Origin of the sequence: Enterobacter soli, from assembly GCF_964208575.1 — a bacterium.
In the GTDB taxonomy this organism is placed as follows: domain Bacteria; phylum Pseudomonadota; class Gammaproteobacteria; order Enterobacterales; family Enterobacteriaceae; genus Enterobacter; species Enterobacter soli_A.
Genome location: NZ_CAXOFU010000004.1, coordinates 228080 through 249181, shown reverse-complemented (window position 1 = coordinate 249181; position 21102 = coordinate 228080). Strand labels below are relative to the sequence as shown.

At 57.7% G+C, this 21102-nt stretch carries 18 protein-coding genes and 1 tRNA gene; 12 read left to right on the top strand and 7 right to left on the bottom strand.

The genetic code is table 11. The features are described from left to right. Positions 1-65: 65 nt before the first annotated feature. The 5 genes from AB6V08_RS05995 to yejF all read left to right on the top strand — a co-directional run bounded on the left by AB6V08_RS05995 (position 66) and on the right by yejF (position 7238). Positions 66-1622, top strand: a complete 1557-nt coding sequence (locus AB6V08_RS05995; protein ID WP_368541820.1) for a cyclic di-GMP phosphodiesterase — start codon at positions 66-68, stop codon at positions 1620-1622. 90 nt (positions 1623-1712) lie between these two features. Then, complete coding sequence (locus AB6V08_RS05990) at positions 1713-3518, top strand: extracellular solute-binding protein (RefSeq protein WP_368541859.1); 1806 nt, start codon at positions 1713-1715, stop codon at positions 3516-3518. Positions 3519-3527: 9 nt separating this feature from the next. Further along, positions 3528-4622: a microcin C ABC transporter permease YejB gene (locus AB6V08_RS05985; protein ID WP_368541819.1), complete on the top strand. Its 1095-nt coding sequence runs from the start codon at positions 3528-3530 to the stop codon at positions 4620-4622. After that, positions 4622-5647: an ABC transporter permease gene (locus tag AB6V08_RS05980; RefSeq protein ID WP_368541818.1), complete on the top strand. Its 1026-nt coding sequence runs from the start codon at positions 4622-4624 to the stop codon at positions 5645-5647. The genes AB6V08_RS05985 and AB6V08_RS05980 overlap by 1 nt, the downstream gene beginning before the upstream one ends. A 1-nt stretch (position 5648) precedes the next feature. Next, on the top strand, positions 5649-7238 hold the full coding sequence (gene yejF / locus AB6V08_RS05975; RefSeq protein WP_368541817.1) for a microcin C ABC transporter ATP-binding protein YejF: 1590 nt from the start codon (positions 5649-5651) through the stop codon (positions 7236-7238). 3 nt (positions 7239-7241) lie between these two features. Here the strand turns inward: yejF and AB6V08_RS05970 are convergent, their stop codons facing one another. From AB6V08_RS05970 to rsuA, 3 genes are all read right to left on the bottom strand, one after another. Beyond that, the gene (locus AB6V08_RS05970; protein ID WP_368541816.1) at positions 7242-7586 is read right to left on the bottom strand and encodes a YejG family protein; all 345 of its coding nucleotides are present in this window, start codon (positions 7584-7586) and stop codon (positions 7242-7244) included. A 279-nt stretch (positions 7587-7865) separates the two neighbouring features. After that, positions 7866-9062 (bottom strand): Bcr/CflA family multidrug efflux MFS transporter, encoded by a 1197-nt coding sequence (locus AB6V08_RS05965; RefSeq protein ID WP_368541815.1) that lies wholly within the window; start codon positions 9060-9062, stop codon positions 7866-7868. A 15-nt stretch (positions 9063-9077) separates the two neighbouring features. Continuing rightward, positions 9078-9785: a 16S rRNA pseudouridine(516) synthase RsuA gene (rsuA, locus tag AB6V08_RS05960; RefSeq protein WP_368541814.1), complete on the bottom strand. Its 708-nt coding sequence runs from the start codon at positions 9783-9785 to the stop codon at positions 9078-9080. 154 nt (positions 9786-9939) lie between these two features. Between rsuA and AB6V08_RS05955 the strand changes: the two genes are divergently transcribed. Further along, positions 9940-11700, top strand: coding sequence for a DEAD/DEAH box helicase (locus AB6V08_RS05955; RefSeq protein ID WP_368541813.1), 1761 nt, complete (start codon positions 9940-9942; stop codon positions 11698-11700). Between the two features lie 125 nt (positions 11701-11825). Further along, on the top strand, positions 11826-12110 hold the full coding sequence (rplY, locus tag AB6V08_RS05950; protein WP_368541812.1) for a 50S ribosomal protein L25: 285 nt from the start codon (positions 11826-11828) through the stop codon (positions 12108-12110). A gap of 51 nt (positions 12111-12161) precedes the next feature. Here the strand turns inward: rplY and yejK are convergent, their stop codons facing one another. After that, a complete protein-coding gene (gene yejK, locus AB6V08_RS05945) occupies positions 12162-13169 on the bottom strand; it encodes a nucleoid-associated protein YejK (RefSeq protein WP_368541811.1) in 1008 nt (335 codons plus the stop codon). Between the two features lie 135 nt (positions 13170-13304). On the opposite strand from yejK, the gene AB6V08_RS05940 reads away from it, so the two are divergent. The 3 genes from AB6V08_RS05940 to AB6V08_RS05930 all read left to right on the top strand — a co-directional run bounded on the left by AB6V08_RS05940 (position 13305) and on the right by AB6V08_RS05930 (position 15461). Further along, positions 13305-13532, top strand: coding sequence for a YejL family protein (locus tag AB6V08_RS05940; RefSeq protein ID WP_112012582.1), 228 nt, complete (start codon positions 13305-13307; stop codon positions 13530-13532). Positions 13533-13551: 19 nt separating this feature from the next. Then, on the top strand, positions 13552-15312 hold the full coding sequence (yejM, locus tag AB6V08_RS05935) for an LPS biosynthesis-modulating metalloenzyme YejM (RefSeq protein WP_368541810.1): 1761 nt from the start codon (positions 13552-13554) through the stop codon (positions 15310-15312). 72 nt (positions 15313-15384) lie between these two features. Further along, positions 15385-15461: transfer RNA gene (locus AB6V08_RS05930), tRNA-Pro, on the top strand. A gap of 54 nt (positions 15462-15515) precedes the next feature. Here AB6V08_RS05930 and AB6V08_RS05925 read toward each other — a convergent pair. Next, entirely contained in the window at positions 15516-15776 is a 261-nt protein-coding gene (locus AB6V08_RS05925) for a DUF2534 family protein (protein WP_368541809.1), read from the bottom strand. A 210-nt stretch (positions 15777-15986) separates the two neighbouring features. On the opposite strand from AB6V08_RS05925, the gene eco reads away from it, so the two are divergent. Next, positions 15987-16487: a serine protease inhibitor ecotin gene (gene eco, locus AB6V08_RS05920; protein WP_368541808.1), complete on the top strand. Its 501-nt coding sequence runs from the start codon at positions 15987-15989 to the stop codon at positions 16485-16487. A gap of 78 nt (positions 16488-16565) precedes the next feature. Here the strand turns inward: eco and mqo are convergent, their stop codons facing one another. Continuing rightward, the gene (gene mqo, locus AB6V08_RS05915; protein WP_368541807.1) at positions 16566-18215 is read right to left on the bottom strand and encodes a malate dehydrogenase (quinone); all 1650 of its coding nucleotides are present in this window, start codon (positions 18213-18215) and stop codon (positions 16566-16568) included. 188 nt (positions 18216-18403) lie between these two features. Here mqo and AB6V08_RS05910 point away from each other — a divergent pair, with 188 nt between their 5' ends. Further along, a complete protein-coding gene (locus AB6V08_RS05910; RefSeq protein ID WP_368541806.1) occupies positions 18404-19699 on the top strand; it encodes a SulP family inorganic anion transporter in 1296 nt (431 codons plus the stop codon). Here the strand turns inward: AB6V08_RS05910 and mgtE are convergent. Then, positions 19662-21098, bottom strand: a complete 1437-nt coding sequence (gene mgtE / locus AB6V08_RS05905; protein WP_368541805.1) for a magnesium transporter — start codon at positions 21096-21098, stop codon at positions 19662-19664. The two genes, AB6V08_RS05910 and mgtE, sit on opposite strands and share 38 nt — an antisense overlap. Between the last annotated feature and the right edge of the window lie 4 nt (positions 21099-21102).

The following is a 21102-nucleotide window of genomic DNA, read 5'->3' as shown; positions in this document are numbered from 1 at the left end:
TCTTGTAATTACGTAAGTTTAGCCGTCCCGGCGGCGCAGATGGTAATCCAGGAACGACAACCTCTATGTTTACCCGCTACTTCTCCAGTAACCGCAAGATACTGACGCTCAGTATTCTCACCGGCTTATTCATCGCCCTTCTGCTCGGGACATTGCAGTTTTTCTGGAGCGACCACAAGCGGGAAGCCAAATTCGATGCGTTAATCCTCGATTTACGCGTGTACATGGAAAGCTATTTCGGCGAGCTGAAAACCTCTATCGATACCCTCCAGCCGCTGACGCTGAATAACTGCCACGACGTCAGCGCGGAATTAACCTCCCGCGCCGCCTTTAGCCTGAACGTTCGCGCTTTTTTGCTGGTGCGCGATAAGAATGCGTTTTGCTCCTCGGCCACCGGGGCGATGAACGTCCCGATGGAGGAGCTGATCCCCGAGCTGCACATCAGCAAGCCGGTTGATATGGCGCTTCTGCCCGGCACGCCCATGCTACCTAAAACGCCCGCCATCGCGATCTGGTACCGAAACCCGCTGGTGAAGGACGGCGGCGTGTTCACCTCGGTCAATCTCAACCTCACGCCGTATCTCATCTATACCGCGCGTCAGGACGAGTTCACCGGCATTGCGGTGATTATCGGCAAGTACGCGCTATCCACCAGCTCGGACGCGCTGGTGAACGCGCAGGATTTACATCAGGCCCCTGCCCGCACCGCCACCCTGAAGGACATCCCTCTTACGATTAACCTGTACGCCGAGCGGTGGACGACGGATGAGATCCTGTTTGCGATCCTCTTTGGCCTGGTGTGCGGGATTGCCGCCGGATCGCTGAATTTCTATATCCTGACCATCCGCCTGAATCCGGGTAAAGAAATTTTAACCGCCATTAAGCGCGATCAGTTTTACGTGGTCTATCAGCCGGTAGTGGATGCCAAAGAGCTTAAAATGCGGGGCGTTGAAGTGCTGATGCGCTGGAAACATCCGGTGATGGGCGAAATCCCGCCGGATGCGTTTATCAATTTTGCCGAAGCGCAGAAGCTGATTGTCCCGCTGACGCTGCACCTTTTCGATCTGATCATTAAAGACGCGCCGGTGCTGCAAACCCTGCTGCCGCCGGGCGCCAAGCTCGGCATTAACATTGCCCCTGGCCATCTGCATTCCGACGGTTTTAAAGAGGACATGCGCGCCTTTAACGCTGCGCTGCCGCCGGATCATTTCCAGACCGTGCTGGAAATCACCGAACGCGACATGATCCAGCAGCGCGAGGCCAACCAGCTTTTCGAGTGGCTCCATCGCGAAGGTTTTGAAATCGCGATCGACGACTTCGGCACCGGGCACAGCGCGCTGATTTACCTTGAGCGCTTCACCATGGACTACCTGAAGATTGACCGGGGCTTTGTGAACGCGATCGGGACCGAAACCGTCACCTCCCCGGTGCTGGACGCCGTGCTGACCCTGGCAAGGCGGTTAAATATGTACACGGTTGCTGAAGGCGTTGAAACGCCTGAACAGGCGGCCTGGCTGCGTGAGCACGGGGTTCAGTTCCTGCAAGGCTACTGGATCAGCCGCCCGATGCCGCTGGAGCAGTTCAAAAACTGGCAGCCGGACGTGCCGCCGGGCAGTGAATAATTTCACAACCGCGGCGGCGTCACTTATTATTCAGCTTAACAACGTGCGCCGAGGCGCATGATTCAGAATAAAAGAGGGAAACGCCGCGAGATGTTTATGCGCTCCGTACTGATGCTGCTGGCGCTGGTGAGTTTTTCCGGCCAGACGCAAACCATCAAAGAAAGCTATGCGTTTGCCGTGCTGGGCGAGCCGAAGTACGCCATTAACTTTACGCATTTCGACTACGTTAACCCCGCGGCGCCCAAAGGCGGAAACGTCACGCTGTCGGCCATCGGCACCTTCGATAACTTCAACCGCTTCGCCCTGCGGGGCGTGGCGGCGGCGCGCACCGAATCCCTTTACGATACGCTTTTTGTCACCTCTGACGATGAGCCGGGTAGTTACTATCCGCTGGTGGCAGAGAACGTCCGCTACGCCGATGACTTCTCCTGGGCTGAAATCGCGATAAACCCGCGGGCCCGCTTTCACGACGGCACGCCGGTTAAGGCCAGCGATGTCGCCTTTACGTTTCATAAATTCATGACCGAAGGTGTGCCGCAGTTCCGCCTGGTGTATAAAGGCGCCACGGTGAAGGCCATCGCCCCGCTGACCGTGCGTATCGAACTGACCGAGCCGAACAAAGAGAACATGCTCAGCCTGTTCACCCTCCCCGTCATGCCGGAGTCATTCTGGAAAGCCCACAAGCTGAGCGACCCCATCTCCACGCCGCCGCTGGCGGGCGGGCCCTATCGCATCACCGACTGGCGGATGGGACAGTACGTGGTCTATTCCCGCGTCAAGGACTACTGGGCGGCGGATCTGCCGGTAAACCGCGGGCGCTGGAACTTCGACACCCTTCGCTACGATTACTATCTCGATGACAACGTGGCGTTCGAGGCGTTTAAAGCAGGCGCCTTTGACATGCGCGTGGAAAGCAGCGCTAAAAACTGGGCCACGCGCTATATCGGGAAAAACTTTGCCAATGGCTACATCGTCAAGGATGAGCACAAGAACGCGTCGGCGCAGGACACGCGCTGGCTGGCGTTTAATATTCAGCGTCCGGTGTTCACCGACCGCCGGGTTCGCGAAGCCATTACCCTGGCCTTTGATTTCGAATGGATGAACAAAGCGCTGTTTTACGGGGCCTACAGCCGCGCTAACAGCTATTTCCAGAATACCGAGTATGCCGCGCGGGGCTATCCCGACGCCGATGAGCTGACCCTGCTCGCGCCGCTGAAGGCGGAAATCCCGCCCGAGGTGTTTACCCACGTCTTTGAGCCACCGGCCTCCGACGGTAAAGGCTTCGATCGCGAAAACCTGCTGAAAGCCAGCAGGCTGCTGGATGACGCGGGCTGGGTGTTGAAGAATCAAAAGCGGGTTAACGCGCAAACGGGCAAACCGCTCAGCTTTGAGCTGCTGCTGCCGTCGGGCGGTAATGACCAGTGGGTGTTGCCGTTTAAGCAGAATCTGAGCCGCCTGGGGATTAGCATGGAGATTCGCCAGGTGGATATTGCCCAGGTAACCAACCGCATGCGCAGCCGCGATTACGACATGATGCCGCGCCTGTGGCAGGCCATGCCGTGGCCGAGCACGGATCTGCAGATCTCGTGGGCCTCCAGCTACATTAATTCGTCCTATAACGCCCCCGGGGTAAAAAGCCCGGCTATCGACGCGCTGATCGCCAAAATCGTTGCGGCGCAGGGCGATAAAAGCAAGCTGCTGCCGCTGGGACGCGCCCTGGACAGGGTGTTAACCTGGAACTACTACATGCTGCCGATGTGGTACATGGGCGAAGACCGCCTTGCCCGTTGGGATAAATTCTCTCAGCCATCCGTGCGCCCCATCTATTCCCTGGGGTTCGATACCTGGTGGTATGACGTCAATAAAGCCGCAAAATTACCCGCAGAGCGGCGGTAAGGGATCGAGATGGGTGCTTACTTAGTTCGCCGTTTACTGCTGGTGATCCCCACGCTGTGGGCGATTATCACCATTAACTTTTTTATCGTGCAAATTGCCCCCGGCGGCCCGGTGGACCAGGCGATTGCCGCCATTGAATTTGGTCACCAGGGCGCGATGCCCGGCGGGGGCGGTGAAGGGCTGGGGGCAACCCACGCCAGAACCGGCACCAGAAACATCAGCGAAAGCAACTATCGCGGCGGCCGCGGCCTTGATCCGGAGGTGATCGCCGAGATCACCCACCGCTACGGCTTCGATAAGCCTCTGCACGAGCGCTACTTCAAAATGCTCTGGGATTACGTGCGCTTTGATTTCGGCGACAGCCTGTTTCGCAGCGCCTCGGTGCTGAGCCTGATCGAACAAAGCCTGCCGGTGTCCATCACCCTTGGGCTGTGGGGCACGCTGATTATCTATCTGGTGTCGATCCCGCTCGGGATCCGCAAGGCGGTGTACAACGGCAGCCGTTTCGATATCTGGAGCAGCACGCTGATTATCGTCGGCTACGCGATCCCGGCCTTCCTGTTTGCGGTTCTGCTGATCGTCTTTTTCGCGGGCGGGAGCTACTTCGACATCTTCCCGCTGCGCGGGCTGGTGTCAGCCGATTTCAGCAGCCTGCCGTGGTACAAAAAAATCACCGACTATCTCTGGCACATCACGCTTCCCGTGCTGGCAACGGTGATTGGCGGATTTGCCGCCCTGACGATGCTGACCAAAAACGCCTTTATGGATGAGATCCGCAAGCAGTACGTGGTGACCGCCAGAGCCAAAGGGGTGAGCGAAAAGCAGATCATGTGGAAGCACGTTTTTCGCAACGCCATGCTGCTGGTGATTGCCGGCTTCCCGGCGACCTTTATCAGCATGTTTTTCACCGGTTCGCTGCTGATTGAGGTGATGTTCTCCCTGAACGGCCTTGGCCTGTTGGGCTATGAGGCCACCGTGTCGCGCGATTACCCGGTGATGTTCGGCACGCTCTATATTTTCACCCTGATTGGCCTGCTGCTGAATATCATCAGCGATATCAGCTATACGCTGGTCGATCCGCGCATTGATTTCGAGGGTCGCTGATGTCGCGCTTAAGCCCCGTTAACCAGGCCCGCTGGGCTCGTTTTCGCCACAACCGCCGCGGCTACTGGTCGCTGTGGATCTTCGCCGTGGTCTTCGTCCTGAGCATGTGCTCAGAGCTGATTGCCAACGATAAGCCTCTGCTGGTCCACTTTAACGACCGCTGGTACGTGCCCGTGCTGAAAAACTACAGCGAGAGCGATTTCGGCGGCCCGTTCGCGACGCCGGCGCAATATCAGGATCCGTGGCTGCGCGACCAGATTGACCAGCACGGCTGGGCGCTGTGGGCGCCGGTGCGCTTTGGCGCCAACAGCATCAACTACGCCACCACCGCCCCCTTCCCTTCCCCGCCCTCCGCGCAAAACTGGCTGGGAACGGATGCCAACGGCGGCGACGTGCTGGCGCGTATCCTCTACGGCACGCGGATCTCCATTCTGTTTGGCCTGATGCTGACGCTCTTTTCCAGCGTGATGGGCGTAGTCGCGGGCGCGGTTCAGGGCTACTACGGGGGTAAAATCGACCTCTGGGGACAGCGCTTCATTGAGGTCTGGTCGGGCATGCCGACCCTGTTTTTAATCATCCTGCTCTCAAGCGTGGTGCAGCCTAACTTCTGGTGGCTGCTGGCGATTACCGTGCTTTTCGGCTGGATGGCGCTGGTCGGCGTGGTGCGCGCGGAGTTCCTGCGTACCCGCAACTTCGACTATATCCGCGCCGCGCAGGCGCTGGGGGTGAGCGATCGCGGGATTATCTTCCGCCATATGCTCCCGAACGCGGTGGTGGCGACCCTCACCTTCCTGCCGTTTATTTTGTGCAGCTCTATCACCACGCTGACCTCGCTCGATTTTCTCGGCTTCGGGCTGCCGCTCGGCTCGCCGTCGCTGGGCGAATTACTGCTCCAGGGCAAGAACAACCTGCAGGCGCCCTGGCTTGGCATTACCGCGTTTCTCTCCGTAGCAGTTCTGCTCTCGCTGCTGATTTTCATTGGCGAAGCCGTGCGCGATGCCTTCGATCCCAACAAGGCGGTATAAGATGACGCAGCCTCTACTCAGTATCGACAATCTGTCGATTGCGTTCTCCAGGCAGGGCGAAACCAATACCGTGGTCAGCGATCTGTCGCTGCACATCCAGCGTGGTGAAACCCTGGCGCTGGTGGGCGAGTCCGGCTCGGGCAAGAGCGTGTCGGCGCTCTCGGTGCTGCGCCTGCTGCCCTCCCCGCCGGTGAGCTATCCGCAGGGGGATATCCTGTTCCACGGCGCGTCGCTGCTGCACGCAGACGAACACACCCTGCGCGGCATTCGCGGCAACAAAATCGCCATGATTTTTCAGGAGCCGATGGTTTCCCTAAACCCGCTGCATACCCTGGAAAAGCAGCTGTACGAGGTGCTGTCGCTGCACCGGGGCATGCGCAAAGAGGCGGCGCGGGGGGAGATCCTCGACTGTCTTGAGCGCACGGGCATTAGCAACGCGGCAAAACGGCTGACGGACTTCCCGCACCAGCTTTCCGGCGGCGAGCGCCAGCGCGTGATGATTGCGATGGCCCTGCTCACGCGCCCGGAGCTGCTGATCGCCGATGAGCCCACGACGGCGCTGGACGTCACCGTGCAGGCGCAGATTCTCCAGCTGCTGCGGGAGCTGCGCGACGAGCTGAACATGAGCCTGCTGTTCATCACCCACAATCTGAGCATCGTGAAAAAACTGGCCGACAGCGTTGCCGTCATGCAAAACGGCCGCTGCGTCGAGCAGAACAGCGCCCGCACGCTGCTGGCCGACCCTCAGCACCCTTACACCCGCCGCCTGCTCGACAGCGAGCCGTCTGGCGACCCGGTACCTCTCCCGCCGGGCGGTGCGCCGCTGCTGCGCGTTGATAATCTGGCGGTGTCGTTCCCCATCCGCAGGGGCATCTTGCGGCGCGTGGTGGATGAAAATCCGGTGCTGAAGAATATTAGCTTCACCCTGCGACCGGGCGAGTCGTTGGGGCTGGTGGGCGAGTCGGGTTCCGGCAAGAGCACTACCGGTCTGGCGCTGCTGCGCCTGATCGCCTCGAAAGGGGACATTCTGTTTGACGGCATGGCGCTGCACAGCCGCAACCGCCGCCAGATGCTGCCCGTGCGCCCGCGGATGCAGGTGGTGTTTCAGGATCCGAACTCTTCGCTTAACCCGCGCCTGAGCGTGCTGCAGATTATCGAAGAGGGACTGCGCGTGCATCGCCCTGACCTTACGCCGCCGCAGCGCGAGCAGGAGGTGATGAGCGCGATGGAGGAAGTTGGGCTGGATCCGGGCACGCGGCATCGCTACCCCGCCGAGTTTTCGGGCGGCCAGCGTCAGCGCATCGCGATTGCCCGCGCGCTGATCCTCAAGCCGGAGCTGATCGTCTTAGACGAGCCAACGTCCTCGCTGGACAGAACCGTGCAGGCGCAGATCCTGGCGCTCCTGAAAGGACTACAGGAAAAGCATCGGCTGGCCTATATCTTTATCAGCCACGATTTACAGGTGGTGCGGGCGCTATGCCATCAGGTGATTGTGTTGCGGCAGGGAGAGGTCGTTGAGCAGGGAGAGTGCCGGCACGTGTTCGCTGCGCCGACGCAGAGCTACACGCGCCAGCTGTTAGCGTTAAGCTAGCGCCTAGAAGGGATATTGCCCGGAAAACGGCTCGGCAATCGCCACGCCAAAGTTTTTCAGACGGCAGGTCGCGGCGAATTCGTCCTGGCTTTTCACAAACAGGCACGGCTCGCCTTCGCACTCCAGCACGGAGCTATCCACTTCGATATCGGTCAGCGCCTGGCTCAGGCGTTCCATGACCGGCCATGCGTTTTCATCGCTCGGGCTCAGCAGCTTTAGGGCGACCAGACAATTCTCGCACCCGGCGCCGTTTTGCGGAATCGGTTCAACTTTTGAACCTGCAAAACCCGCCGACCAGCGATAGCTCTGGGGCAAGCGATGGACAATGGAGAGTTGTAATGTATTCACGTTCGATCCCCGGAAGCAAAATTTACTTCACAATTTATTTACATTTATAGTAACACATCATCGTTAACCTGCACTATTCGGCAGTTTTTATAGGCGTTACAGGCTGGCGTCGGCGCTATATGTACCCGTTTCTGCGATCTAACTCAACCTTTTTAAATACAATGACGTGACTTTTTACACAAATATATTTTACATAAAAGAAACAAACACAGGGTAAACGAACAACGCTTTGGTTGATGTGTATCAAGAAAAAAGGCCCGTTACGGGCCTTTTGATGCGCTAGCGTGCCGTTTTACGCGGCCGGCTGGCGTACAGGTAGAAGAGGATCGAGCTGGTGGCGCAGAAGGCGATGGCCCACAGCATCGGCCAGGCGGTGTTGAAGGTTGCCATCGAGAGCAGCGCACCAACAATCGCGCCGATACCAAACCGGAACGTCCCGGCCAGGGATGACGCCGTTCCCGCCATGTGCGGGAATTCATCCAGAATAACCGCCATCGCGTTGGATGAGATCATCGAAACGCATCCCACAAACGCCGCCACGCCCAGCACCAGCGTCCAGAACCCCACGTCGAACCAGGCCGTCACCACCAGCCAGATAGCCATCACAAACTGGATCCACAGCCCGGCGCGGAACATGTTCAGCGCCCCCACCCGCCGGACAAAGCGGCTGTTGATGATGGTCAGAATAAACAGGAACACAATGTTTAGCGCAAAGTAATAGCCGAAGTGCTGCGGCGAAACGTGGTTAAGCTCGATGTACACAAACGGCCCGGCGCTCAGGAAGGAGAACATCCCGGCAAAGCTAAAGCCGCTTGCCAGCATATAGCTCAGCACGCGCTTGTGGCGAAACAGCGAGGCGAAATTCCCCATTGTGGTACGAATGTGGAACTTCTGACGCCGCTCAACCGGCAGGGTTTCATCAATAAAGAAGAAGATCATCGCCGACGCCAGCAGCGCGGCAAGCGCCAGGATCCAGAAAATCGCGTGCCAGCTAAACCACACCAGCACCGCCCCACCCGCCATCGGCGCAATCAGCGGCGCGATGGTGGTGACCAGCATGACGAACGACATCATGCGCGAAAACTCTTCTTTCGGATAAATATCGCGCATCAGGGCGTTGATCACCACGCTCGCCGCCGCAGCCGCCAGGCCGTGGAAAAAGCGCATGATAATCAGATGATCGATAGTCTGCGCAAGGGCACAGGCCACCGCCGCGCCCGCGAACACCAGCGTTCCGCCCAGAATCACCGGCTTACGCCCGAGGCTGTCGGCCATGGGGCCATACAGCAGCTGGCCAATCGCAAAGCCGAGAATATAGGTGCTGAGCGTCATCTGCGCGCTGCCCGCCGGAACGCCAAACTGCTCGGAAATCACCGGCAGCGCGGGCAGATACATATCGATGGAGAGCGGCATCAGCATGGCCAGCAGGCCAAGAATGAAGACGATTTTGAACGACGAGTGTGGCCTGGTGGTCACAGAGTTCTCCTGAAATTAGCGCGAAGGGAGTCCGACGCTGGCGATTTCTTCTTCCGTTAATGGGCGGTATTCACCTGGCTCCAGCTCCGGATCGAGTTCAATCGCGCCGATACGTTCACGGTGTAAGCCGACTACGTGGTTTCCCACCGCCGCAAACATGCGTTTTACCTGGTGGTAGCGCCCTTCGCTGATGGTCAGACGCACTTCGGTCGGGGTGATGACTTCGAGCACCGCCGGTTTGGTGAGGTCTTTCTCATTATGCAGCTGAACGCCGTTGGCGAATTGTTCTGCCGTGTCATCGGCAACCGGGGATTCGAGGGTCACCAGATAGGTTTTTTCGCAATGATGGCGCGGAGAGGTAATGCGGTGCGACCACTGACCGTCGTCGGTCATCAGCACCAGACCGGTGGTGTCGATATCCAGACGTCCCGCCGCGTGGAGCTTATGGGCAACCGGTTCGTCGATAAAATAGAGCACCGTCGGGTGATCCGGGTCGTCCGTTGAGCAGACGTAGCCTTCCGGCTTGTTGAGCATGAAATAGCGCGGGCCATGCTGCTGGGTCAGCGGATTGCCTTCGTACTCGACCTGATGTTCAGGCTGAAGTTTGAAAGAGGTGTCTTTTACAATGTCGCCATCCACGGTAACGCGGCTGGCGCGAATTTCACGCCCGGCAATAGCGCGGCTAACGCTGAGTTGCTGAGCGATAAACTTATCAAGTCGCATGAAATCTTTTTAGCCTTAATGGTGCTGGAAGTCGGACGACGCGTCCGTAAAAAAAGAAGCAGTCAAGAACGGTTCAGTATAATGGTCTGGTCGCGCCACTCAAGGGAAAAAGTTTCGTGGCATACTATGTGCGAGTTAACCAAACTGAGAACCCATGACTTTTACACTTCGCCCCTATCAGCAGGAAGCCGTTGACGCCACCCTCGCCTGGTTTCGCAAACACACAGAGCCCGCGGCCATCGTGCTGCCGACCGGCGCAGGCAAAAGCCTGGTCATCGCCGAGCTGGCGCGCGTGGCCCGCGGGCGCGTGCTGGTGCTTGCTCACGTGAAAGAGCTGGTGGCGCAAAACCACGCTAAGTATTGCGCCCTGGGCCTGGAAGCGGATATCTTCGCCGCCGGATTAAAGCGTAAGGAGAGCCACGGCAAAGTGGTGTTCGGCAGCGTGCAGTCGGTGGCGCGGAATCTGGAGCACTTTCGCGGCGAGTTTTCGCTGCTGATCGTCGACGAATGTCACCGCATCAGCGATGACGACGACAGCCAGTATCAGCAAATCCTCACTCACCTGAAAGAGGTGAACCCTCACTTACGTCTTCTGGGGCTGACCGCCACGCCGTTTCGCCTGGGCAAAGGCTGGATTTATCAGTTCCACTATCACGGGATGGTGCGCGGCAATGAGAAGGCACTGTTCCGCGACTGCATTTATGAACTTCCGCTGCGGTACATGATCAAGCACGGCTACCTGACGCCACCGGAGCGCCTGGATATGCCGGTAGTGCAGTACGATTTCAGCCGCCTGCAGGCGCAGAGCAACGGCCTGTTCAGCGAAGCAGACCTTAACCACGAGCTGAAAAAGCAGCAGCGCATTACCCCGCACATCGTCAGCCAGATTGAAGAGTTCGCCCAGACCCGCAGGGGAGTGATGATTTTTGCCGCCACCGTGGAGCACGCCCGGGAAATCACCGGGCTGCTTCCCGCCGATGACGCGGCGCTGATCACCGGCGAAACGCCGGGCCCCGAGCGCGACCGGTTAATTGAGGCCTTTAAGGCGCAGCGATTCCGCTATCTGGTGAACGTATCGGTATTAACGACCGGGTTTGATGCGCCGCACGTTGACCTGATTGCGATCCTGCGCCCGACCGAATCGGTCAGCCTGTACCAGCAAATTGTCGGGCGCGGACTACGCCTGGCACCGGGCAAAACCGACTGTCTGATCCTCGATTACGCCGGGAACCCGCACGACCTTTACTCGCCGGAGGTCGGCACGCCGAAAGGCAAAAGTGACAACGTGCCGGTGCAGGTGTTCTGCCCCGCCTGCGGGTTTGCCAACACCTTCTGGGGCAAAACCACCGCCGACGGCACGCTGATTGAGCACTTTGGCCGCCGCTGTCAGGGCTGGTTTGAAGATGACGACGGGCATCGCGAGCAGTGCGATTTTCGTTTCCGCTTTAAAAACTGTCCGCAGTGTAATGCGGAAAACGACATCGCCGCGCGTCGCTGCCGGGAGTGTGACACGGTGCTGGTTGACCCGGACGACATGCTCAAGGCGGCGCTGAAGTTAAAAGACGCGCTGGTGCTGCGATGTTCCGGTATGGATCTGCAAACGGGGGCGGATGAAAAAGGCGAGTGGCTAAAAATCACCTACTACGATGAGGATGGCGCGGACGTGAGCGAGCGCTTTCGCCTGCACACGCCCGCCCAGCGCACCGCGTTCGAGCAGCTCTTTATTCGCCCGCACACCCGCACGCCCGGCGTGCCGCTGCGCTGGATCACCGCGGCGGATATCCTCCATCAGCAGGCGCTGCTGCGCCATCCCGATTTCGTGGTCGCCCGCATGAAAGGCCAGTACTGGCAGGTGCGCGAGAAGGTTTTCGACTACGAAGGACGTTTTCGCCGGGCAAATGAATTGCGCGGTTAGCGGGACTTTTCGTTGATGTGAGGGGCATTTGAGTATAAAATGCCGCCCGCTTCACATCCGTGAGGCAGAACATTCACCTGCTGCTGGGTCGCCTGTAGTGGGGTCTTAAATACAGAGAGAAATCAATGTTTACTATCGAAGCAGAAGTACGTAACGTGCAGGGTAAGGGTGCGAGCCGCCGCCTGCGTACCGCTAACAAGTTCCCGGCTATCGTTTACGGTGGCGAAGCTGCTCCAGTTGCAATCGAACTGGATCACGACAAAGTGTGGAACCTGCAGACTAAAGCTGAATTCTACAGCGAAGTTCTGACTATCGTTGTTAACGGTAAAGAAGAAAAAGTGAAAGTTCAGGCTGTTCAGCGTCACGCGTTCAAGCCAAAACTGACTCACATCGACTTCGTTCGCGCGTAATCGCAAACCTGTCGAGAAAAACCCCGCTTCTGCGGGGTTTTTTTATGGCTGCTATTTACCACCCGACGAGCGGCGCTGCAGCTGATCGCGCAGGTTCGGCGGCGTGCCCTTAATCGTCAGGGTGTCGGTCGCCGGATCCCAGAAGATGCGTTCGCCCAGCAGCATGGCATCAAAGTTAATCGTTAAGCCACCGCCGCTACCGGCAAACTTCGTCAGCTGACGCAGCGTACTGCGATCCGCCGGGAAGCTCTCTTCCAGCTCGTAGCCTTTCTCGGCAGTGAATTCCTGGAAGCTCACTTCGCTGACGCCCGCCAGCTCTTTGGAGAGCGACTCCAGCTCAATCTCTTCGCCCGCCTGCAGCTGCTCGTTGCAGTAGCTGTAAACCTGCTGACGCACGGTCTGGCGCTCTGATTTGTCGAGCTGCGCTTCGGCGGTGAAGTCATCAACCGCCTGCAGCAGACCTTTGTTCTGCGCCTTGGCGTTCAGACCTTCGCTCGCGCCGAGGAAGTCCATGAAGAAATCAGCCACCTTGCGCCCAACGCGCCCTTTCAGGAAGGTCAGGTAGCGCGTGGATTCCGGGTTGGTTTCCCACTCGGTTAAATCAATACGCGCCACGATATCGGCATGGTTGATGTCCAGATAGTGCGTGGAGCTGATATCCAGCTGCTCATTCACGCGCATACTGCTTAAATTGTTCAGCACGGTAACCAGCAGATATTCCACCGCCAGATAGCGATACTGGCAGAACAGAACAATGCCGCCGTCCGCAAACGGGTATTTCGCCAGCTCATCGCGCAGACGCCCGGTTGCCGCGCGGCTGAACGCCAGAAAATCTTCTTCGCCCTGGCGCTGAAGGCGCAGGCTATCCGCCAGTTCGCTCTCTTCGCTAAACAGGCCGTAGGCTTTATTTTTAGCGCTATAGACGCGATGCAGTTCCGCCATCATTTCTACAACGGTCGGCGTTGGTTCAAGTAACGAATCGCGCAGCACCACTTCAAGGGTTTGCTCATCACGCTTGATAAGCTGGTGCAAGGCAATCTGGTTGATATCCAGACTCATGATAAACTCTCCTTTTAGACCGGGCGGTATTCAACCACCACCAACGCATGTGTGCAACACAGAGATAAAAAAGGGGAAAAAAAGCTGTTGCTACGGTAATATGTTGCCCTTTCATCCACGAACTGATTTTGATTTATGCCACAACATTCCCGCTACAGTGATGAACACGTTGAACAACTGCTCAGTGAGCTGGTCAACGTACTGGAAAAACATAAAACGCCAACCGATCTTTCCCTGATGGTGTTGGGAAATATGGTTACCAACCTTATCAATACCAGCGTTGCTCCGGCTCAGCGTCAGGCGATCGCCAAATCTTTCGCCCAGGCCCTGCAGTCATCCGTAAGCGACGACAAGGCTCATTAAGGGAAACGAACAACAGTTTATGGTGACGAATCGTCAGCGCTACCGTGAAAAAGTCTCCCAGATGGTTAGCTGGGGGCACTGGTTTGCCTTGTTCAACATTCTGTTGGCCATGGTGCTTGGCTGCCGTTATCTGTTTGTGGCGGACTGGCCGACCACGTTAACCGGGCGTATCTACTCCTGGATGAGCGTCGTCGGGCACTTTAGCTTTCTGGTTTTCGCCACCTACCTGCTGATTCTGTTCCCCCTGACGTTTATCGTCATGTCGCAGCGCCTGATGCGGTTCTTGTCCGCCATCCTCGCGACGGCTGGCATGACGCTGCTGCTGATCGACAGCGAAGTCTTTACCCGTTTTCACCTCCATCTCAATCCCATCGTCTGGGAACTGGTGATTAACCCCGACCAGAACGAAACCGCCCGAGACTGGCAGCTGATGTTTATCAGCGTGCCGGTGATCCTGCTGATTGAGATGCTGTTTGCGACCTGGAGCTGGCAAAAGCTCCGCAGTCTGACCCGACGTCGCCACTACGCGAAGCCCGTCGCGGCGCTGTTTTTCGTTTCGTTTATTAGCTCGCACATCATGTACATCTGGGCGGATGCGAATTTCTATCGCCCGATTACCATGCAGCGCGCCAACCTGCCGCTCTCTTACCCAATGACGGCGCGCCGCTTCCTTGAAAAACACGGCCTGCTGGATGCGCAGGAGTATCAGCGTCGTCTGGTGGAGCAAGGCAATCCGGAAGCGGTTACCGTTCAGTATCCGCTGAGCGACCTGCGCTACCGCGATATGGGCCGGGGTCAAAACGTTCTGCTGATCACCGTCGATGGCCTGAACTACTCGCGCTATGAAAAGCAGATGCCAGCCCTTGCTGAGTTTGCGAATCAGAACGTGTCATTTACGCAGCATATGAGTTCAGGCACCACCACCGATGCCGGGATCTTTGGCCTGTTTTACGGTATTTCTGCTGGCTATATGGATGGCGTGCTGTCGGCGCGTATCCCTGCCGCGCTCATTACGGGCCTGAACCAGCAGGGTTACCAGCTAGGTCTGTTCTCTTCGGACGGCTTTAACAGTTCCCTGTATCGTCAGGCGCTGCTCTCCGACTTCTCGCTGCCTGCGGCCCAGAGCCAGTCCGACCAGCAGACCGCGAACCAGTGGATAAACTGGCTCCAGCGCTACGCGCAGGAAGATAACCGCTGGTTCTCCTGGGTTGCCTTTAACGGCACGACGCTCGACGACAGCAACCAGAAAGGGTTTGCCCGCCGCTACAGCCGCGCTGCAGGTGATGTTGACGCGCAAATTTCCCGCGTGCTGGCCGCGCTGCGCGAGTCCGGCAAGCTGGATAACACCGTGGTCATCATTACCGCCGGTCACGGCGTGCCGCTGGGTGACGAAAACAAGAGCATGAGCTGGTCGCGCCCTAACCTGCACGTCCCGCTGGTGATCCACTGGCCGGGCACGCCGGCGCAGCAAATTAGTATGCTGACCGACCATAAAGACGTCATGACCACGCTGATGCAACGCCTGCTGCACGTAAGCACGCCAGCGAACGAGTATTCGCAGGGGCAGGATCTGTTTAGCGCAACCCGTCGCCACAACTGGGTGACCGCCGCCGGGAACAACACGCTGGCCGTTACCACGCCGGAGCTGACCCTGGTGCTGAACAGCAACGGCAATTACCAGACGTACAACCTGCAGGGCGAGAGATTGCGCGATCAAAAACCGCAGCTCAGCCTGCTGCTGCAGGTGCTGACGGATGAGAAGCGCTTTATCGCTAACTGATTAATTTTAAATCAGTTAGCGCGGACTTCCCTTGCAATCAAAAACGAATCGAGTAGTATTCTTTTTATGCGTCGGCACGTAGCGCAGCCTGGTAGCGCACCGTCATGGGGTGTCGGGGGTCGGAGGTTCAAATCCTCTCGTGCCGACCAAAAATATAAAAAAAGCCAACCTCAAGAGTTGGCTTTTTTGTTTTGAACGAATACTCAGTGCTTATCGCGCCCACCAAGGAAAAATATCCCCAGCGGGATAGCCAGCAGAACGGTAAACACCAGGCTGTAAACGAAGATCATCGCGGATTGCAGGACGTACATGCTGGTCGTCCACTGGGAGAGTGGAATGTTGTACTGCTCGATGACGCCGACGATGGTTGCTCGCCCTACTCCTGCGGCAGCAATCATAAACACAACGAACAGCGCCAGTAAAAACTTACGGCCTTCAGGTGTTTTCAGTTTTGCGCGAACCATGTCTCTCTTTCCTTTACAGATGAATAACATTATTAAGCGCTAACACTAACACGATCTCCCCTTCGACTCCACACCAGCATTATCAACCAGCTTTATTCCTAAAAAGCAGTTTATTTAACTGAATGAAATGAAAATCTAGGTAAATCCATCCAACCATTCACCTGCATTATGCTAATCTTCTCAGGATCGTTTTGACATAAAGGAATGACTGTGAAAAACGCACCTAAATTTGCTCTTGCCCTGATTGCCGCCGCGTGCGTTAGCACCAGCGCCTTCGCCGACCAAACGCCCGTGCAGCCGCTGGAAAAAGTGGCGCCTTATCCGAAAGCGGAAAGCGGGATGAAACGTCAGGTCATTCAGCTGCCGGCCCAGCAGGATGAAGCGAACTACAAGGTTGAGCTGCTGCTCGGGCAAACGCTGGAAGTCGACTGTAACCAGCACCGTCTGGGCGGTCAGCTGGAAAGCAAAACCCTGGAAGGCTGGGGCTATGACTACTACGTCTTCGACAAAGTGACCTCTCCGGTATCGACCATGATGGCGTGCCCGGACGGTAAGAAAGAGAAGAAATTTATTACCGCGTATCTGGGCGACAATAGCCTGCTGCGCTACAACAGCAAGCTGCCAATCGTGGTCTATACGCCGGAAAACATCGACGTGAAATATCGCGTGTGGAAAGCGGAAGATAACGTCCAGCAGGCGACAGTACGTTAATACGGCATTCTCTGCCCACCTCTCTTCCACGCGGGAGGGAGCAAAAAAAAACGGTAACCGAAGTTACCGTTTTTTTTATTACAGGGCGATATCCGCAACCGGTTTGTTTTCCGGCTGAGGCTTAAGCTCTGCCTTCGGTGCTTCGTCCACAGCCTGCGGCTTCACGTACTGCAGCTGCAGAACGCGGCTGGTGTATTCCAGCTCTTGCTCCGTCGCGGCCACGTTGCCGTTCAGCTTCGTACCGTAGGATGGAATGATGGTTTTCAGCTTCGCCTGCCATTCCGGGCTGGCGACTTTATCTTTAAACACTTTTTCCATCAGGTGCAGCATGATTGGCGCCGCGGTGGATGCCCCCGGAGAAGCCCCCAGTAGCGCAGCAATGGTGCCTTCTTTATCGCTCACCACCTCGGTACCCAGACGCAGCACGCCGCCCTCTTTCGGATCGCGTTTGATAATCTGCACGCGCTGGCCCGCCTGCCACAGACGCCAGTCTGCTTTCTTCGCCTGCGGGTAGTACTCCTTCAGCGCTTCGAAGCGATCGTCATCTGAGAGCATCACCTGGCTAATCAGGTATTTCACCAGATCGAAGTTATCCAGCCCCACGTTCACCATCGGCTTGAAGTTAGAGGTGGTTGTCGCACTCAGCAGATCGAACAGAGAGCCGTTTTTCAGGAACTTGGTGGAGAAGGTCGCGAACGGCCCGAACAGCACCACGCGCTTACCGTCAAGAATACGGGTATCGATGTGCGGAACCGACATTGGCGGTGCGCCAACGGAGGCCTGACCGTACACTTTCGCCAGATGACGATTCACCACTTCCGGGTTGTCAGACACCAGGAACTGACCGCCCACCGGGAAGCCCGCGTAGTCGTCGGCCTCAGGAATACCGGACTCCTGCAGCAGCTTCAGCGCCGCGCCGCCCGCACCGATAAAGACGAACTTCGCCTTGATGACATGTTCGGCTTCGTTGTTTTTCAGGTCGGCAACCGTCACGCTCCAGCTGTTGTCCGCGTTGCGCTTAAAGCCGCGCACTTCGGTGCTGAGCTGCAGGTTAAAGTTCTCTTTTTTCTTCAGCGCGCCCACCAGCTGGCGGGTGATTTCACCGTAGTTCACATCGGTGCCGATTTCAGTGCGGGTCGCAGCCACTTTCTGATTCGGATCGCGCCCTTCCATGACCAGCGGCGCCCACTCTTTGATCTGCGCATGATCTTCAGAGTATTTCATGCCGCGGAACAGGGTGCTCTGCTGCAGGGCGGCGTAGCGCGCGCGCAGGAAGTTCACGTTTTGATCGCCCCACACGAAGTTCATGTGCGGCACGGTATTAATGAAAGAGTGCGGATCGTGCATCACGCCGCTGTTGACCTGGTGTGACCAGAACTGACGGGAGATCTGAAACGCTTCGTTGATCTCTACCGCCTTCTCGATACTAATGGAACCGTCCTTCTTCTGCGGCGTGTAGTTCAGTTCCATCAGTGCCGAGTGCCCCGTACCGGCGTTGTTCCAGCCGTTAGAGCTCTCCTGCGCGACGCCGTCCAGACGCTCGACCATGGTCATCGACCAGTCCGGCTGCAGCTCTTGCAGATAGGTTCCCAGCGTGGCGCTCATGATGCCGCCGCCAATTAAAAGGACGTCCGTTTCCTGCTCTTTTGGTGCGTCGGCTTTCGCTGCCATAGGGATAGCGTTCAGCCCTACCGCCAGAGAAAAGAGCATGGCAGTCATTTTTTTCATAATTTATGCCTTAGTTGAAAAGTGCTTTATGCGTGGAAATTGCAGGTGAAAAAAGCTGCGGGGGGAACGGTAGCAACTTTTAAATATTGTTTAAAGGTTACGAAATTATTGTAATTGTGAAATTTAATGATGGATTGTTTGTAGGGAATTACCCCGCTGGCTGGCAAAACAGGGGTTTTCTGGCTACTATGCTGCACTTTGTGATCGCGCGCACGGAAGCCTGCCCTAACCTGCGAATTGTTATGTCATTACCACACTCTTCTCTACCCCATGAAGGCCAGGTCGCCGCAGTCCTGCGCTCCCCAAAACTGTTTATGCGCGAAACGCTGGCGGGCGTCATCACCGCCCTGGCGCTGATCCCGGAAGTGATCTCGTTTTCCGTGGTGGCGGGCGTTGATCCGAAGGTGAGCCTGATCGCCTCCGTGGTGCTGTGCCTCGTGCTTTCCGTGCTGGGCGGCCGCCCGGCGATGGTTACGGCCGCGGCGGGCTCCGTTGCGCTGGTGATTGGCCCGATGGTGCACCAGCACGGCGTACAGTACATTTTGCCCGCCGTTATCCTGGCGGGTGGCATTCAGATCCTGTTTGGCGCGCTGGGGATGGCGCGGCTGATGCGCTTTATTCCGCAGTCGGTCATGACCGGCTTCGTGAATGCCCTCGGCATTTTGATTTTCTTTGCCCAGGTGCCGCACTTCTGGAGCAAAAGCCCGCTGATTGTCGGCCTGTTCGTGCTGACGCTGCTGATCGTCCTGTGGGTGCCGCGCGTTGTGAAAAGCATCCCGTCGCCGTTAATCGCTATCTTGCTGTTAACCCTGTTTACCGTCGCCAGCGGCCAAATCCTGCCGACCGTCGGCGATGAGGGCTCCATGAGCGGCGGCCTGCCGGGCTTTACCGCGCTGCTGGTGCCGCTGAATTTACATACCCTGAGCATTATCTGGCCGTGCGCGCTAAGCATTGCCTTTGTCGGGCTGCTGGAGTCGCTGCTGACGGCGAAACTGGTGGATGAACTGACCGCCACGCCGTCGAGCAAGCGCCGGGAGAGCATCGGGCTTGGCATCGGCAATATCATGGCTGGCTTCTACGGCGGGATTGCGGGCTGCGCGATGATAGGCCAGACCATCGTAAACGTGGAGATGGGCAAGGGCCGCAGCCGCATATCGACCATTGCCGCAGGCGTGGTGCTGCTGGTGCTGGTCACGGCCCTTAGCGAGGTAATGGCAAAAATCCCGATGGCCGTGCTGGCGGGGATCATGGCGATCGTGGCGGTGAAGACCTTTAGCTGGCACAGCATTCAGCCTGCCACGCTGAAAAGCGTTCCCCTCGCCGAAACGGTGGTGATGCTGGTGACCGTTGCCGCGACGGTCACCACGGGCAACCTGGCGATTGGCGTACTCGGCGGGATAATTATTACCCTCATGGTGCCCGCGCGGCTGAAGCGCAGGCATGAACCTACATCAGAAACACCGTCGCCAGCCCCAGAAAAATAAAGAAGCCGCCGGTATCGGTAATGGCGGTAATCATCACGCTCGACCCCACCGCGGGGTCGCGCCCCAGCCTGGTCATGGTCAGCGGAATGATGACGCCCATCATCGAGGCCACCAGCAGGTTCAGCACCATCGCCAGCATCATCACCCCGCCTAAGGCCATGTCGTCATAAAGCCACCAGGTGATGCCGCCCATAATGCCGCCCCACACCAGACCGTTAATCAGCGCCACGCCCATCTCGCGTAAAATCAGAAACGTGAAGTTGCCTGGCTGAATGTTCTCCAGCGCCAGCGCGCGGACAATCATGGTGATGGTCTGGTTGCCGGTGTTGCCGCCAATCCCCGCCACGATAGGCATCAGCGAGGCCAGCGCCACCAGCTGGGAGATGGTGTGTTCGAAACCGTCAATCACGCGGGAGGCGATAAACGCGGTGCAGAGGTTAATGGCGAGCCACGCCCAGCGGGTTTTCACCGCCTTGCCAACGGAGGCATGCACGTCGTCTTCGGCGCTGATCCCGCCGAGAGCACGCAGGTCGTTGTCGGTCTCTTCGTAAACCACGTCAACGATCTCATCGATGGTCAGACGCCCCATCAGTTTGCCCACGGAGTCCACCACCGCCGCGCTGACAAGGTCGTCACGTTCGAAGGTACGCGCGGCTTTCTCCGCATCATCCTCCGGGGAGAAGACCATCGGCTCCGTTTCCATCACTTCACTCACCCGCTTCTGGGCGCTGTTCAGCAGGATGGTTTTCAGCTCAAGCTCGCCCAACAGCGTTTTGTCGCGGGAGGTGACGAAGAGTTTATCGGTGTTGTCCGGCATTTTGCCCAGACGGCGCAGATAGCGCTGCACGGTGCCGAGCGTGACGTCCGGACGCACCATGATGACGCCAAACTCCATGATCGCGCCGACGCTGTTTTTCTCGTAGTGCATCACCTGGCGCACCCGGGCGCGCTCGTCGGCTGGCAGCGAGGCCAGCAGGCGTCCGGTCAGGTTTCGCGGCAGGTGCTGGACGAGGTAAATCTGCTCGTCGATATCCAGCGTCTGCACCGCGTCGAGAATATCCCGGTCGCTCATCTCATCGATAAGGTCATCCCAGACGTTTTCCGAAGCTTCAAGCAATACCTGCCCGCGCTCGTGATCCTGCACCAGACGCCAGAGGGCGTGACGCTCCTCCGAGGGCAGCGCTTCGAGGGTATCCGCCAGATCCGGCGGAGGAAGATGAGCAACCAGCGCACCTACCTCAGCAATATCGTCGGATAAAGTGCCGACATCATATTGCTCAGCCAGGGTCAGTTTACCGAGTAGTGCAGAGGTGACCGCTTTATCGGTCGTGAGAAGCCAGATGAGCCGCGCGCGCTCCTGATCGCGCAACCGTGCGCTGTTTTTGGTTAATACCGACATCAGT